We start from the raw sequence: 16,098 nt of genomic DNA, 5'->3' as shown, positions 1-16,098 counted from the left end.
ACTCGGTAGCGACTATACACCCAAAATTGGGTAGATTGCTGCTACTCAGTAGCCTATTCTCATCAAATGTAATGATTATTAATAATCTTGCAAATCATCAAACATAACTTTTAGTTGAGGTATAGTTTACAAAATCAAAACATTTTAAAAACACCAACAAATAATTTTCACTGCTATTTTTATGCAAAAAAAAATAGTAGGTTCTGTTAATTTAAACCAAAAGAGATGTTGGCTTATTAAGGGAAATTAGACCTCCCTTATTTTTACCCCACAAAAAAACCGGCTGATTAGACCGGTTTTTTTATACTATTATTTCTTTTTGGCAGCTTCCCTTTCTTTTTGGGCTTTCTCTCTTTCTTTTTTTGCTTCTGCTCGATATTTTTCGGCCTCTGCTCTTTCTTTATCACGTTGGCCTCTCGCTTCTTCGCGTTCCTTCATGGCTTCCTCACGTGCTTTCATGGCTTCCCCGCGTTCCTTTTGCATATCGGCTCGAACCTCTTGTTGTACTTGTCGGGTAAACTCCTGCATTTGCTTTTCAAATACTTTCATCTTCTCTTCAAATGCTTTCATCTCTTTGTCAAATTGCTGCATTCCCTTGTCAAATTCTTCTGTATCGGGTTGCATAGCATCTATCTTCTCTGCATATTCTTCTATTTCCTTCTCCCATTTCTTCATTTCAATAGAACCCATCTTGGCTTCATATTTTTTCATTTGCTCTTCAAACTTTGCCCAAGCCTTTTTGTTACTTTCCGATTGTGGTTCGTTTGGAGGCGTTGGAGGTGTTGGAAAATCGGGTGGTGTCGGAGGCGTTGGATAATTAGGAACCGCTGGTGGTGCTGGTGGTGTTGGTGGATTTGGTGGTGTAATATCATCATTATCGGTATAATAAGAAGCAACCGCTATATCATCTGCTTCTACAACCACAGCTTCACCATCTTCTGTTTGTCCATGAAGCACAGCTCTAGCCGTATTGGCTTCTCCAAAAACAAGCAGTTCTTTGCCATCAGAGTCATTATACTTCAGGATAGTAAAGCTTGCAATAGGATTAGTTCCAGAAACCTGATAAACTCCCTTGTTATCATCATTCCCTTTCGATTCTATCACTGCTTTAAGCGAAATGATTTCACCATTCTTGTTGCGTTTTACTTTGGAGAACTTTAGCGTTGTATTGTGTTCTTCTTTAAATAAGGTTTCCAATTCTTTTAGCTCGGCATCCGTAGTCTTGGCTGTAACTTCTTTTCTGATTGTAGTGGAAGTTGAATGTGATACTATCTCACTTTTCTTTTCCTGTGCCACAACTTTCACTTGAAATTGCCACATGAATACTGCCAAAGCAGGAACGATGATGGCATACTTCCAGGAGTTCCACCTTTTTGATTGATTTTTGTTTAACATAACGATTCGTTTTTTGATTAATGATTGAAAAAAATGATTACTGATGGCAACACAACTCTCGTGTGTTGTTATTTTTAAAAGCGTAAACTGATACGCCTTCTTGTCGGATATGTTTTTAAAAGCATCACTGTCGGCTATAAATTCCAAGTTCTGGACAATGGCTTTTTTATAGAACCAAACAAACGGATTCCACCAAAAGGCGATACAAAATAGACGTGCGATTAAAACGTCTATGGTATGGTTTTGGGAACAGTGCACTTTTTCGTGTTCCAATATGTTTTGCATTTCCACCTCGCTATAGAGTTCAGGATTATAGACGATATAATTAAAATAGGAGAAAGGAGCGATGTTTTCCTTTACATTCACAAACTTGTAGTCTTCCTGTTGGTGGATTTGCTTTCCTTTCAGCACCTTTTTCAGGGCATAGAAGTCTAGGGCAAATTTTACCAACAATGCCAATATCCCAATTCCATAAATGGCAAGCGTCACCCAGAACCAGTCTATTTCAAAATTTTTTTCGGGAGCTATTGTCGCTACAGCTACCGCTTCGGCTGGTGCAGGTTGCCCTTCATAGCCAACTGCTGGAGCCGAAACCACCACTGGTGCAGGGTCAATCCAAACGGTTTTTTTAAAAGTAACCACAGGTAAAACAACTGAAATAACTAACCCAAATAGTAAGAACCATCGGTTACTTTTAAAAAAAGTTTCTTTTCTAAGCAGAAGATAATAGGCTGTGAGGAACAAAAAGATCAATAGTCCAGCCTTGATGAAATAGATGAATATTGGCTCCATAATATTATTTTTTTTGTTCGACCATGTCTAGAATTTCCCTCAATTCATCGGCAGAAATTTTTTCTTCCTTAGCAAAAAAGGATACCATATTCTTATACGAGCTATTAAAATAGTTATCAATTGCCGTGTTCATAAACTTCTTTCTGTAGTCTTCCTTCTTCACGATAGGATAGTATTGGTGGGTGTTCCCAAAGGCATTGTGGGAAACAAAACCTTTCTCTTCCAAGTTCCTGATGATGGTGGAGAGGGTGTTATAATGAGGTTGTTCCTCCGTGATTTCTGCCATAACTTCTTTTACGAATGCTTTTTCGAGCTTCCATAAAATGTGCATGATTTCTTCTTCCTTGTTGGTTAACTTTTGCATAGTTGTATAATTTGAAACAAATATACAACTACTTTTTTAGTTATGCAACTATAAAAATAGTTAATTAACGAAAAATTTAGTTTTTGTCTTTATATTATGCTAGATTCATCTAAAGCATTCGCCGCGAATTACACGAATCTCCACAAAATTATTTCCTGAAAATTCGTGTGATTCGTGGCGGAAAATTTTCTGTAAAGCTTGTGAAATATAGGAATCTAAATGTTTTACTTTGATTTTAGTCGTTCTTCTTTTAATAGTTTTTGCAGATAAAAGCAACAAAGAACGGCTGTAGCACCTAAACTTCCCATAAAGATCCAGTTGTCGGTATAGCTGTAACGATCGATAATTTCCATTCCAATTTTTGAACTTCCGATATGAGCCAGACTAAAACTCATCGTAAAAAAACCCATATATCGGCCTTCATGACCTTTTGGAGCTCTGCTCAAGGCAAATGAATTAGAGAACGGAAAAATAAAAATTTCACCAAACGTCATCAAAATCATACTGATGACTAAAACACCAACCCATGCATTCATTAATAATACTACAAAACTGAACATCATCATCAAAGAACCCCAAAGGATTAATTTGATCTTATTGATATTGTTTCTTTCGAAGATACTAACCAATGGCATTTCTAAAAAGAAAATTAGTAGGCCGTTCATGGTCATCAATAATCCCGTTTGAAACTCCGTGAGGCCATACATATCATTGTGATAGAGTGGGAGTGTGGTGAAGATCTGGAAGAAAATCATGGCAGTGGCAAAACTTACAAAGAGGAAAATCCAGAATATTCGGTCATGAAAAACAGAAGTGACCACAACAGCTTCTTGCTGTTCGCTTTCGGGAAATACCGGTTTTTTCTTTTCTTTTACCAGCATGGCAAAAATTAAAATTGCTGTAATACAAGAAGTACCATCCACCCAAAACAATCCTTGGTAACCGATTCCCATGATAATCAATCCGCCAAGAGCCGGTCCTGCAGCGAAACCAAGATTAACCGCGAGTCGGACTAAAGTGAAGGCTCTGGCTCTATTTTCGGGTTTTGCATAAGTGCCAAGCGAAACAAACATTGCCGGACGAAACATATCGGCAATGGTCATGATCGCAAACATCCCGATACATAATCCCCAGAACGAGGTGATGAATTGAATAGTAAAAAACAGTAAGCCACTGGTAAATAAACTAAAAACCATGATTTTGTAGAAGCCTATCTTGTCAGATAATTTTCCGCCAAGCCATGAACCCAGCATCGAACCTAGTCCGAAACACACCATGATCCATCCCACCTGACTCAAGGAGAAATTCAAATCTTCCTTTAGGTATTTGGACAAAAACGGCAAGACCATCGTTCCTGCACGATTGATAAAGGTGATGATGGTCAAGATCCAGATTTCTCTCGAAAATCCTCTAAAATTGTTGATGTAACGGTTAAAACCAGCTTGAAGCATTTGATTGTGATATATAAATGTGCAGTTGCTACAAAGTTCTTAAAAAACTCTTTTTGAACGGCAATCCATCCGTTATAATTTTATTATTTTTACAAAAAATATTTTCTATGCGAATCTTCCTTAAATGCTTACTTCTTTTTGTGGTCCCGATGGCTTTTGGACAAGATAAATTCGACCCCTCTTCGGTTGAAGCTTTCCAGAACGAGATGAACACATCCTTTGCTACTACCGGAAAATCACCGTTGATGGAAGAGGATCGAAAGGTATTCAAATCGCTTGATTTTTTTCCGATAGAAGAAAAATTTGCTGTAGTAGCGACTTTTATAAAATCAAAAAAACAGAAGTCTTTTGAAATGAAAACCACTACCGATAGAAAGCCGTTGTATGTAAAGTATGGCGAATTGCATTTTGAGATAGACGGAAAACCATTTAAGCTAGATGTGTTCAAGAATTTGGATTTATCCAAAAAGAAAGGTTACAAGGACTATCTGTTTTTGCCTTTCTCCGATTTGACATCAGGAAAGGAGAGCTATATAGGTGGAAGGTATATTGACATGCGAATTCCAAAAGGCGATAAGGTATTGATTGATTTCAACAAGGCTTACAATCCTTATTGTGCCTATAATCCAGAATATTCGTGCCCGATTGTTCCGCTTCAAAATGATTTGATGATCGAAATAAAGGCAGGTGTGAAAAAATTCCACGATTGATGCACTATTTCAACCTTCATACCCATCATTTCACAAAGGACGAAGAGGTTTTGGAATTGGTGAATCAATATCCAAAACAGTTTGACGCAACACTTCCTTGTTTTTCCATTGGGATTCATCCCTGGTATATTAAGGAAGAAGATGTAGCCGAAGAGTTGAAGATTATGGAAGAAAAAATCCAACTTCCAAATTGTCTGGCAATTGGAGAATGTGGTCTGGACAAGCGAATTGATATCCCGATGGAACTGCAAGTTGAGGTATTCGAAAAACAAATGGCTTTAGCCAAAAAGTATAAAATGCCAGTGGTATTGCATTGTGTAGCGGCATTCCAGGAGTTGATTCAAATCAAAAAAAGATTAAAAATAAACGTTCCGATGATTATCCACGGATTTTCGAAGAACGAACAATTGGCAAAACAACTTTTAGACAATGGGTTTTATATTTCGTTTGGAAAGTATTTAATACAGAACCCTGAATTGGAAGAAGTATTTAAAAGTATTCCGAAAGACCGCTTTTTTCTGGAAACCGATACCATTGAAAAAAGCATCAAGAGCGTCTATGAATTGGCGGCAAAATATAAAAATATAACTTCGGAAGAAGTACAAAATAGCATCAAACAAAATTTTAATATCGTTTTTAAAAATGGCAGAATGGACTGAAAGAGCCGAACTTTTATTTAAAGAAGAAGGCTTGAATAAATTGAAAAATGCAAATGTATTGATTGTAGGACTTGGAGGAGTAGGCTCTTTTGCAGCCGAATTCATCACGCGAGCTGGTGTTGGAAAAATGACAATCGTGGATGGTGATGTGGTGGATATAACCAATATTAACCGTCAGTTACCTGCCTTGCATTCTACAGTGGGAATGCCAAAAATTGATGTAGTTGGAGATCGTTTAATGGACATCAACCCTGAACTGCAATTGACAACAATCAAGGAATTCCTTTCTCCAGAAAGGGCTTTTGAGATTGTTTCGGATGAATTTGACTATGTGATGGATTGTATTGACAGCGTGACGCCAAAATTCAATCTTATTGTGGGGGCCAAACGTAAGAAGGTGAAAATTATCAGTTGCATGGGAGCCGGAGGAAAAATGGAAGCTTCGAAGGTGAAGGTTGATGACATCAGCAATACGAAAAGCTGTTTCTTGGCAAGAGTCATCAGAAAACGCTTGAAAGAAGTGAAAATTGATAAAGGCGTGAAAGTAGTGTATTCAACAGAAATTCAGGACGAATCAAGCCTAAAAACCACTGACGGGAAGAACTTCAAGAAATCTTTTTATGGAACAAATAGCTATATGCCTGGACTTTTCGGGCTTTATGCAGCCGAAACTGTGATCAGGCATCTGCTGAACAAGGAATAAATGATTTGTTGTTTTCTAAAAGAGTTAGAATAATTTATAAATAAAATAATGCCAATAAGCCCGAGATATGTCGGGCTTTTTTGTTGTTTCAATGTTAAGATTATACATCAAAATGATATTTTAGTACAACTTTGAAACTGCATATTTGATAACTTTACAAAAATGTATTTTATAAATTATGCAATTCTCAAAAAAACCGATTTTATTCCTTTTACTGCTTGTTCCTTTCTTTTCTTTTTCTCAGATAAAAGATACTGATAGTCAATTTTATAAGGTTCAAGGGAGGATAGAAAAAACAACTAATAATGCCATTGTATTGATCGGTTCAGCTTCGTCAGTAACGTTTCATTTTTCTGGAAAATCGTGCACAATTTCACTTCAATCAAAAAACGAATATGGTCATCACGCTTATGTTTCCATTGAGTTGGATGGAAAATATAAGGGAAGAATTCGTGTAGAAAAAGAGATGAAGGATTTTCAAGTAAAGGCTACTTCGGGTAAAAAGCATACGCTGAAAATCTTCAAGGCAACAGAAGCTTCAACAGGTGGAGTTCTCTTCAATGGGACAACGGCAAAGCTTCTTCCAACATCAGTAAAAGAAAAGAAAAAGATAGAATTCATAGGCAATTCCATCACATGCGGAATGGGTGCTGATGTAATTGAAATTCCGTGTGGACAAGGCGAATGGTTTGACCAGCACAATGCTTATATAGCGTATGGACCTGTTCTTTCTCGAAATCTGGATGTAGATTTCCAATTGAGTTCCGTTTCCGGAATGGGAATGTATCGAAATTGGAACGATGAGACCGAACCCGTAATGCCAAATGTCTATGAAAATTTATATTTGAATAATGATGCATCAAAACCTTACAATTTCGATTTCAAACCTGATATCATAAGTATCGCTTTGGGAACGAATGATTTTTCTGAAGGAGACGGAACAAAAGAGAGGCAGCCTTTCAACGCTGATAAATTTGTTTCAAGTTATGTAAGTTTTCTGAAAATGCTTTACAAGCATCATCCCGATGTGCAGATTGTTGTGGTAAACAGCCCAATGGTAAATGGCGAAAGGGACAAAATTTTCACAGATTGTCTAGAGAAAATAAAAGATTCGTTTAAGAATAAAAAATACAAGCCCATCCAGATTTTCAAATTTACAGCCGTAACACCACATGGTTGCACTTCGCATCCTGATGCCGAAGATCATAAAATCATGGCCTCACAATATGAACCGTTCCTGAAAGAATTGCTCAAATAATGCTTTAATTTTTTAATGGTTCAAAACAATGAAAAAGTATATTTTATTATTTTTTATAGCCACCAATCTCGCATCGGCTAACGTTGTGCTTCCCAATATCTTTTCGGATAATATGGTATTGCAACGAAATTCTGAAGTGAAAATATGGGGTTGGGGAAGTCCAAAAGAGGAAATTACGATCTTCACAAGTTGGGACAATAAGGAATATAAAACCACGCCAGATAACGAAGCCAACTGGAATCTGATGCTCAAAACTCCAGAAGCTGGTGGACCATTTGAAATCATTATAAAAGGCTATAATCAAATCATCTTAAAGAACATATTAATTGGCGAAGTCTGGCTTTGTTCCGGTCAATCCAATATGGAAATGAACGCTTCGTGGGGAATAACAAATGGCGAAGAGGAAATAAAATTAGCAAGCCATCCCAACATCCGTTTCTTTAGTATTCCAAAATTAACTTCAACAACATCACAGGACAATATTCCTGCAAATTGGGAACAATGCACGCCCGAAACGATGCAATATTTCAGTGCCGTGGCCTATTTTTTTGCCCTTCATTTGCAAGATGATTTAAAAAATGTGCCAATTGGTCTCATTAATTCGTCGTGGGGAGGAACGCCAGCCGAAATCTGGATTCCTGAGGCAACTATAAAAAACAACAGCGAACTGACTGCATCTGCTAGTAAATTAAGTACTACCGAATATGGACCAAATTTACCCGGACGTGCCTTCAACGCGATGATCCATCCTTTGACAAACTTTAAAATTGCCGGAACAATTTGGTACCAAGGCGAAAGTAATGTTGGTGCTCAAAACTATGAGAAAACCCTTTCCTCACTCATCACATCTTGGCGTGAAAAATGGAATCAGGATTTCCCGTTCTATTTTGTCCAAATTGCTCCTTATCAATATGGCGAGGATCATTTTGAAGGAGTTAAAATTCAAAATGCACAACGAAAAACCTTGCAGCTGGTTCAAAATACTGGAATGGCCTCGACTTCTGATATTTCTACAACGGATGATATTCATCCGAAGGATAAAAAGTCGGTAGGGAATCGCTTGGCAGAAATCGCCCTGAAAAAGCATTATAAAACCCGAAATACCATTGCCGAAGGGCCACTTTATCAAGATATCGAAATCAAGAGAAACACCATTTCCATCACATTCGAAAACGCCGATGGATTGCATTTCAAAAACAAAAGATCAACACTTTTTGAAGTGGCAGGAACCGATAATATTTTCCATCCCGCCGAAGCCAAGATTAAAAATAATAGAATAGAAGTCACATCAAAATTTGTAAAAGAGCCAAAAAAGGTAAGATTTGCTTGGAAAAACACGGCACAATCGGATGTGTTTAATAGTGCCAACCTTCCTGCTTCGGCTTTTATAAGCGATACTAACTGAAAATAGCAACCCTTCGTTCCAACTCATACGATATGAAAAACAAAAGAACAATCATAGCAGGGATTTTTTCCCTTTTTACCATCCTAACAATGAATGCACAAAACAAAGCCCATCTCGACAAGAAGAAACCCATCGAAGAACGCATCAGCCTTTTGATGAAGGAAATGACTTTGGAAGAAAAAGTCGGACAAATGAATCAATACAACGGTTTTTGGGATGTTACAGGTCCAGCTCCAAAAGGGGGAAGTGCCGAATTGAAATACGAACATCTTCGCAAAGGATGGGTAGGCTCGATGCTGACGGTTCGTGGTGTGAAGGAAGTTCGCTCCGTACAAAAGATAGCTGTTGAGGAAACACGTCTAGGGATTCCGCTCATTATCGGTTTTGATGTGATTCATGGTTATAAGACCTTGAGTCCGATTCCATTGGCAGAAGCGGCAAGTTGGGATTTGGAAGCCATCAAAAAATCGGCACAAATAGCTGCTGATGAGGCTTCGGCTTCTGGAATCAACTGGACATTTGGTCCGAATATGGATATTTCCAGAGATGCAAGATGGGGAAGGGTGATGGAAGGAGCTGGAGAAGATCCATATCTAGGAAGCAAGGTTGCTGTAGCTAGGGTCAAAGGTTTTCAAGGCAATTTATCGGATAATAACACTATTGCAGCTTGTGCCAAACATTTTGCAGCCTATGGTTTTGCAGAAGCAGGATTGGATTATAACACGGTTGACATCAGTAATTCTACACTTTACAATACGGTTTTACCACCGTTCAAGGCGGCATCGGAAGCAGGAGTCCGAACGATGATGAATTCTTTCAATATATTGAATGGCGTTCCGGCTACGGGAAATAGTTTCTTGCAACGGGACATCTTAAAAGGAAAATGGAACTTCAAGGGATTTGTGATTTCCGATTGGGCTTCGGTTCGAGAAATGATCACACACGGTTTTGCCAAAGACGGTGCTGAAGCTGCCTTGAAAGCCATTCAGGCAGGTTCAGACATGGATATGGAATCACATATTTATGTGGCTGAATTGGTAAAATTGGTCAACGATAAAAAAGTAGATGTCGCTCTTGTGGATGATGCTGTGAGAAGAATCCTTCGTGTGAAATTTGAATTGGGACTGTTTGATGATCCCTACAAATATTGCGATGAAAAACGCGAGAAGGCTACAATCGGAAACAAGGCCAATAATGATGGCGTTTTGGATATGGCCAAGAAATCAATCGTCTTATTAAAGAATGAAAATAACGTACTTCCGTTAAAGAAAACCGGGCAGAAAATTGCCCTTATTGGGTCTTTGGCAAACGACAAGACCAGTCCGCTTGGAAGCTGGAGAATTGCTTCGGATGACAACACTGCCGTTTCGGTTTTAGAAGGAATGCAACAATACAAAGGCAACCAGCTTCAATATGAAAAAGGGACTGAACTTACGATAGGAAAAACAACTTTTGTGGACGAATTGGTTTTCAATACAACCGATACATCAGGTTTTGAAGCTGCTAAAAAAGTAGCTGCAAATGCAGATGTGGTAGTGATGGTTTTGGGCGAACATGGTTTCCAGAGTGGAGAAGGACGAAGCAGAACCAACCTTGATTTGCCAGGAAACCAACAAGAATTATTGGAAGAAATTTATAAAGTAAACAAGAATATTGTTCTGGTTTTAAACAACGGACGACCATTGGCTTTGCCTTGGGCTGCAGAACATATTCCTGCAATCGTTGAAGCTTGGCAGTTGGGAACTCAAACCGGGAACGCCGTAGCTCAAATTTTGTATGGTGATTACAACCCGAGTGGAAAATTGCCAATGTCATTTCCTAGAAATGTAGGTCAATGTCCGATTTATTATAACCATTTCAGTACAGGAAGACCGATAGATAGTGATAAAAATGTTTTTTGGTCGCATTATTCAGATGTGGAGAAAACACCATTGTTTCCGTTTGGACATGGATTGAGCTATACGACTTTTGGTTATAAGAATCTAAAAATAGACAAGCAAGATCCATCCAAAGGCGAAACGGTAAAAGTTTCGGTTGAGGTGACTAATACAGGGAATTTGGACGGAAAAGAAGTGGTTCAGCTTTATATTAGAGATGTCACTGCAAGCCTTTCTAGACCCGTAAAAGAATTAAAAGGTTTTGAATTGGTAACGTTGAAGAAAGGCGAAACCAAAACCATCACATTCAATTTGACCGATGCTGAACTTGGATTTTATAACAACAATGGAGACTATTTAGTAGAGCCAGGGAAGTTCAAAATATTCGTAGGGACCAATTCAGATGAGGTTTTGGAAACGGAGTTTGAGTTGAAATAAAGAATAGAAGATTTTTAAAATAGTTTAGTTAGCTTTTCGAGTTTTTGTGAAAAGAAGGCTGTTTGATTAAGTTCAGATGGCCTTTTTTAATTTGAATCCTCCAATCGAAAAGGGATGCTTTTTATTAATATTTTGAAAATTTAGTTTTTGAAGTGAGTTCCTGCTAGTATTTCCTCAGTCCGTCTGTATTGTGTTTTAGTCTTGTCTTTATTTTTAGTACTTCATACCAAATTACAGCCACAAAACCAATAGCGATGAAGACAAGCAATTGCAAGACAGTAAGTTTTTCAAATTCAAAGAAGGTTGTCAATGGAGGTATAGAAAGTAATAATGCTGTAATGAAAATGGTGATGGCAATAATGAGCAAAACCATATTGTTTTTATACCTCAATGTAGTTAAGATTGAATAGTAAAAAGAACGGTTTACAAGCGTCAGTATTATATTAGCGGTAATTAGAACGATGAATACAGCAGTTCGTGTATGTGCTTCATCAAATCCTTGGTAAACGGAATATTGGTAGGCAAAAAGCGTTCCTGCCGTAATGACCAATCCCTGTATGACGCTTGTAGTCAGTTCTTTCCAACTGAAAAAAGTAGTGGTAAAAGGTCGTGGTTTTTGATGCATGGTATTTTTTTCCATTGGTTCATTTTCAAAAATAATGGAGCAGGTTGGCCCCATTATCAATTCTAAAAAAATGATGTGTACGGGTGAAAGTATATTCGGATAAATCCAGCCCAATGCCAATGGTATAAATACGGTGAGGATTATCGGGATGTGAATGGATATGATATATTGAATGGCTTTTTTCAAGTTGGTATAAATTTTTCTGCCAGTGGCGATGGCCTCCACCATTTTTGACAAATCATCTTCTACTAATATCAGTGAGGCTGCCTGTTTGGCAATTTCAGTTCCTTTCTTTCCCATTGCAATACCAATGTGTGCTGCTTTTAAAGCTGGTCCGTCATTTACACCATCGCCTGTCATGGCTACAATTTGTTTTTGTTCTTTCAGGGCAGTGATTATTCTTAGCTTGGCTTCGGGAAACATTCGGGTAAAAATATTGGTTTCCATTACTTTTTCCTGTAGCTCTTCATCCGATAATCCCATTAGTTCATCTCCTGTCAAACTACGTTCAAATCCTTTGAAGCCTATTTGTTTTGCAATAGCCGTGGTGGTAGCTGCGTTATCTCCTGTAATTATTTTAACCTCAATTCCTGCCTTGTAAAAGTGATTTAAAACGGCTTCGATATTCTTTTTTGGCGGATCATAAAAGGCAACTATTCCTTTAAATATAAATTGAAGTTCCTGTTGTGTTGCTGGATAATCAGTACCTTTAAAATCACTTTGCCCAACACCTAATACCCTGTAACCTTCATTGGTTATGCTTTGAATGGCTTTTTCAATTTGCTGTCTTTCTTCTTTAGATAAGTTGCAAACATTCATCAATGCTTCGGGTGCTCCTTTGGCAGCTATAATTCTTTGATCTGCCTGATTGGTTTCAAAAATATGCGTCATCATGGGTGGCTTACCGGCTAATGGATATTCGTGAATTAATTTGAAATGGGGTCTTTCGTCTATCTCATATAAAGTGCTATATGCCTTATGCAATGCTATTTCCATTGGGTCAAATGGAATAGGTTCGCTCGCCCACATGGCTATTTCTATCAATGCTTTTTCCTCCTCATTGGCTTCATCAGGATGAACGATCCTTTTCGAGGCCAACGAAAATACTTTTGCCAAACTCATTTTATTCTCGGTGATTGTTCCGGTTTTGTCGGTGCAAATTACCGTTGCAGCCCCTAAGGTTTCCACTGTTTTCATTTGCTTGACCACAATGCCCATTTTCATCAAGCGCCATGCACCAATGGCCATAAACGTAGCAAATGCCATCGGGATTTCCTCAGGCAAAATGCTCATTGCCAAGGTAAGTGCCTTGAGCAAGCTGTCTACTAAATCACGGGAACTAAAATAATTGATCCCCCAAACCAATACAAAAACGAATGTCCCAAAAACCACTAGCTTTTTTACAAAATTGCTTATCTGTAGTTCCAAAGGTGTTTTTTCTTCCTTAATGGCTTCCAAGCTTTTACCAATTTTCCCCAGCTTGGTTTCATTGCCAATAGCCGTGATTGTAACAATGGCTAGTCCACTTGCAACAGTTGTACCTTTGTAAATAAAATGATCCGTTGCAGATTTGTCTTTAAATACAGGAAGAGATTCCCCTGTGAGAATTGATTCGTCTACCGAAAAATCATTCGAATGAACAATCCTGCCATCGGCTGTAATAGATGTTCCTTCTTCTACAATCAAACTATCGCCAATTACTAAATCTTCGGTTTTTATTTCCTCTGTCCTGCCATTTCTAATTACTTTGCAATCGGGTTGTGTAAAATTTTTAAGTTTTTGCAAAGCGTTACGGCTTCTTGATTCTTGAAACAACGAAATTATAGACACAATAATGATAGCAGCTAAAAGAAATAGGCCATCACCTAATTTTCCACTTACAAAATAAATGAGTGCCGCCACTAACAATAGCAAAATCATTGGCTCCTTTGCCAGACTTTTTAGAGCATCTAGAACAGTATTTTCTTGCTTGTAGTGTAGGGTGTTTTGTCCAAATTTTTGCCTTGCAACAATAACCTGTTCCTTTGTCAGACCTTTTATGTTGAAATTATTTTCCGGCATTGTCAACGATAGTTTTAGTACTGGGCGATGTGTTTTTGGATTACAGCTAACAGTTTGGACTTTAGATTAGTTGTTGTGGAGTTCGAGGTTGTTATTTTCTGTTAAAGGTAAAAAATCTTGAGAGACGTGAACGTGAATTTATTACAAAATTCGCAATCTTGCCAAACGCTTGTTAGTAGCAGGCATAATTATAAATTGGAATTGTTTTTTATTCTTTCAATTGATTCAGCTGTAAAATAAACATAATAGACTTCGTTTGAAATCAGATCAAATCTCTCAATCATAATTTCAGGTGATAATACAACACCAGTTACAATTCGGTTTTTTTTATCAGTAATTTTGAAATTTTTGCCATGTGAGGGTAAGCTTACTAATGAAATAGCAGTAACTATTCCGTCAAATATTTCATAACATTTTTTTCCGTTATGTAATTTGTCAACTAGCTTTTTCTTAAAATTTCCCTCGACAGAGAAGCCGTTTATTTTAAAGTTATTCACCATGTGTAAGTGTAGGATTTTGTTCATCCCAAAGTTTATGTAGATTAATTTGAGTACTTTCTTTTTTAACGAAATACATTAATTCTTTCATAATATTAGATGGAATTGGTTTTCCTTTTGATTCAAGAAGATTTCCTTTGAAATCAAATTTTGTAAATACTTTATCTGACTTGTTATCAAAATGAAAGTGCTTTTTACCGTTTATTAAATGGTCATTTGAATACACATTAAATTTATAACCATATTTTAATTTCCATTCGGAGACTTGCTGAAATTCTTCGTATCGAATTCCTTTTTCTATTTCTTCGTGAGTTAAATTTCCTTTAATGATTTGAGTTAGCAAATCATCAAATATTAACTCTATTGTTTTTACAGTTTCTCGAATGTAGAGCGCGATTGTCTTTCCTGTATTGGTACCAGTATAAGAATTACCAACTTTTTGAAAATCTAATTTTTCCAAAATAAATTTCATAGGATTAGATCCACTTTCTTCTGTTGTAGCGAATAAATTTTCTCTACCGAAACTAGAAATTAGTTGACGACTAATTTCTTTTCCTAGACCTTTACCTCGAATTTCGGGATGGTCTATTACATACAAGTATCCAAGTTCATAATTGTAAAATGATTTTAATTCTGAAACTTTCGCTTTATCAAATGGAGTTTTATAAACTTGTTTAATTGCTCCAATACCAAATAATTGATTGTTATATTTAGCAAAACACAGTAAATAGCATCCTTTAATTTTATCAATGGAAGGATTTACAATTTGATTTTGTTCTATCAGTAATTTCAAAAAACTTTCTAACTCTTTAGTTGAAAAATTAATTGGTTTGTCTGTTGTAATTTCAATCATCATTTAGATTATTTTCCGGCTGGTTGGAAATGCTTACTACTAACTTTCCGCGGATTCGCGACAGTTGCGATACCAGCGAACGAATTATTTTCTGTTAAAGATAAATGTTTTTCGTGAACACGTAAAAATAAAAACCAGCAATTGCGCGAAACCGCTGTTACCAGTAGTGTGGCTGCCAATATTAATCAAAATATGAAATCAATCCTTTTTCGGCTTCAATTTCATTAAATGATAAATAGCTTCTTTTTAGCTTAACTATTTTAAACCAATGATTACTTAATGAAATAATTAAAAGTGTTTTGTTATGCTGATATATAATTACGCTACCTTTTTTAATAAAATTATTTCCAAAATTTTCTAATATTTGTTTTTGTGTAAATGATAAAATGTTAGCCTTTCCTAGATCACTGTCTCTTGAATCTGATGATAATTGAATAAAAATTTCCGAGGATTCCATATATTCTCCAACTTCTTTTCCGCGTTTGAATGTAGTTATTCTAGGTCCATGTTCACCGAAGCCTGGAAAGAAAAAATAAGAATAATAAAAACCGTTATAATTAGGTTTAAAAAGATATTTGTTTGAGTTTCCACCACCACTATTTGATTTTTGAAGTTTCAGTTTTTTGAATTCTTGTAAATCTAATGGTTTTTCCAGTAGATTTTTTAATTGGTCTGTATTAGCCTTGGTTTGATTCCATTTTAGATTATCTGGAAGAGATTCTAAAATCTTGTCTTGAGCTTGTAAATTAGTAAAACAAAAAAGAATGAATATTTTAAAAATTTGTTCTTTCATTTTATATAAGTGAATTTGAGCAGGGTTTCGCCACATTACTTGTAACTTATGTATACACGCTACTAAATAACGCCAATAGACCCAAAATAAGGTAGATTGTCGCTACTAAGTAGCGTATTTTTCAAATAGAATTAAATAAGTTAAACTTACAAATCTTCAACTCCCCCGAATCTCTTTCGCATCAAGTTGATTAATAGATTGTTAATTCATCTTCAAA

The 16,098-nt window shown here is 36.7% G+C and carries 13 protein-coding genes; 6 read left to right on the top strand and 7 right to left on the bottom strand.

The genetic code is table 11. The features are described from left to right. Positions 1 to 309 precede the first annotated feature (309 nt). From G508_RS0112985 to G508_RS0112975, 3 genes are all read right to left on the bottom strand, one after another. Positions 310 to 2,187 (bottom strand): M56 family metallopeptidase, encoded by a 1,878-nt coding sequence (locus G508_RS0112985; RefSeq protein ID WP_026705735.1) that lies wholly within the window; start codon positions 2,185 to 2,187, stop codon positions 310 to 312. A 4-nt stretch (positions 2,188 to 2,191) separates the two neighbouring features. Then, on the bottom strand, positions 2,192 to 2,551 hold the full coding sequence (locus G508_RS0112980; RefSeq protein WP_026705734.1) for a BlaI/MecI/CopY family transcriptional regulator: 360 nt from the start codon (positions 2,549 to 2,551) through the stop codon (positions 2,192 to 2,194). Between the two features lie 224 nt (positions 2,552 to 2,775). Then, positions 2,776 to 4,002 carry an MDR family MFS transporter gene (locus G508_RS0112975; RefSeq protein WP_026705733.1) on the bottom strand — a complete coding sequence of 409 codons (1,227 nt, stop codon included), beginning with the start codon at positions 4,000 to 4,002 and terminating at the stop codon, positions 2,776 to 2,778. 107 nt (positions 4,003 to 4,109) lie between these two features. Here G508_RS0112975 and G508_RS0112970 point away from each other — a divergent pair, with 107 nt between their 5' ends. From G508_RS0112970 to bglX, 6 genes are all read left to right on the top strand, one after another. After that, positions 4,110 to 4,712: a DUF1684 domain-containing protein gene (locus G508_RS0112970; protein WP_026705732.1), complete on the top strand. Its 603-nt coding sequence runs from the start codon at positions 4,110 to 4,112 to the stop codon at positions 4,710 to 4,712. Continuing rightward, positions 4,712 to 5,371, top strand: coding sequence for a TatD family hydrolase (locus tag G508_RS0112965; protein ID WP_026705731.1), 660 nt, complete (start codon positions 4,712 to 4,714; stop codon positions 5,369 to 5,371). The genes G508_RS0112970 and G508_RS0112965 overlap by 1 nt, the downstream gene beginning before the upstream one ends. Then, entirely contained in the window at positions 5,355 to 6,074 is a 720-nt protein-coding gene (locus G508_RS0112960) for a tRNA threonylcarbamoyladenosine dehydratase (protein ID WP_026705730.1), read from the top strand. The genes G508_RS0112965 and G508_RS0112960 overlap by 17 nt, the downstream gene beginning before the upstream one ends. Before the next feature lie 178 nt (positions 6,075 to 6,252). Next, positions 6,253 to 7,332: an SGNH/GDSL hydrolase family protein gene (locus tag G508_RS0112955; protein ID WP_026705729.1), complete on the top strand. Its 1,080-nt coding sequence runs from the start codon at positions 6,253 to 6,255 to the stop codon at positions 7,330 to 7,332. 28 nt (positions 7,333 to 7,360) lie between these two features. Beyond that, complete coding sequence (locus tag G508_RS0112950) at positions 7,361 to 8,737, top strand: sialate O-acetylesterase (protein ID WP_026705728.1); 1,377 nt, start codon at positions 7,361 to 7,363, stop codon at positions 8,735 to 8,737. A gap of 32 nt (positions 8,738 to 8,769) precedes the next feature. After that, complete coding sequence (gene bglX, locus G508_RS0112945; protein ID WP_026705727.1) at positions 8,770 to 11,052, top strand: beta-glucosidase BglX; 2,283 nt, start codon at positions 8,770 to 8,772, stop codon at positions 11,050 to 11,052. Positions 11,053 to 11,215: 163 nt separating this feature from the next. On the opposite strand, the gene G508_RS0112940 is transcribed toward bglX, so the two are convergent. From G508_RS0112940 to G508_RS0112925, 4 genes are all read right to left on the bottom strand, one after another. Further along, positions 11,216 to 13,738 carry a cation-translocating P-type ATPase gene (locus tag G508_RS0112940; protein ID WP_026705726.1) on the bottom strand — a complete coding sequence of 841 codons (2,523 nt, stop codon included), beginning with the start codon at positions 13,736 to 13,738 and terminating at the stop codon, positions 11,216 to 11,218. Between the two features lie 188 nt (positions 13,739 to 13,926). Then, positions 13,927 to 14,262: a hypothetical protein gene (locus tag G508_RS0112935; protein WP_157486015.1), complete on the bottom strand. Its 336-nt coding sequence runs from the start codon at positions 14,260 to 14,262 to the stop codon at positions 13,927 to 13,929. Further along, complete coding sequence (locus tag G508_RS0112930) at positions 14,228 to 15,091, bottom strand: GNAT family N-acetyltransferase (RefSeq protein WP_026705724.1); 864 nt, start codon at positions 15,089 to 15,091, stop codon at positions 14,228 to 14,230. The genes G508_RS0112935 and G508_RS0112930 overlap by 35 nt, the downstream gene beginning before the upstream one ends. 178 nt (positions 15,092 to 15,269) lie before the next feature. Continuing rightward, the gene (locus tag G508_RS0112925; RefSeq protein WP_157486013.1) at positions 15,270 to 15,881 is read right to left on the bottom strand and encodes a hypothetical protein; all 612 of its coding nucleotides are present in this window, start codon (positions 15,879 to 15,881) and stop codon (positions 15,270 to 15,272) included. Positions 15,882 to 16,098 lie beyond the last annotated feature (217 nt).

This window comes from Flavobacterium soli DSM 19725 (genome assembly GCF_000422705.1).
Taxonomy (GTDB): domain Bacteria; phylum Bacteroidota; class Bacteroidia; order Flavobacteriales; family Flavobacteriaceae; genus Flavobacterium; species Flavobacterium soli.
This window is presented reverse-complemented; position numbering and strand designations above follow the sequence as displayed.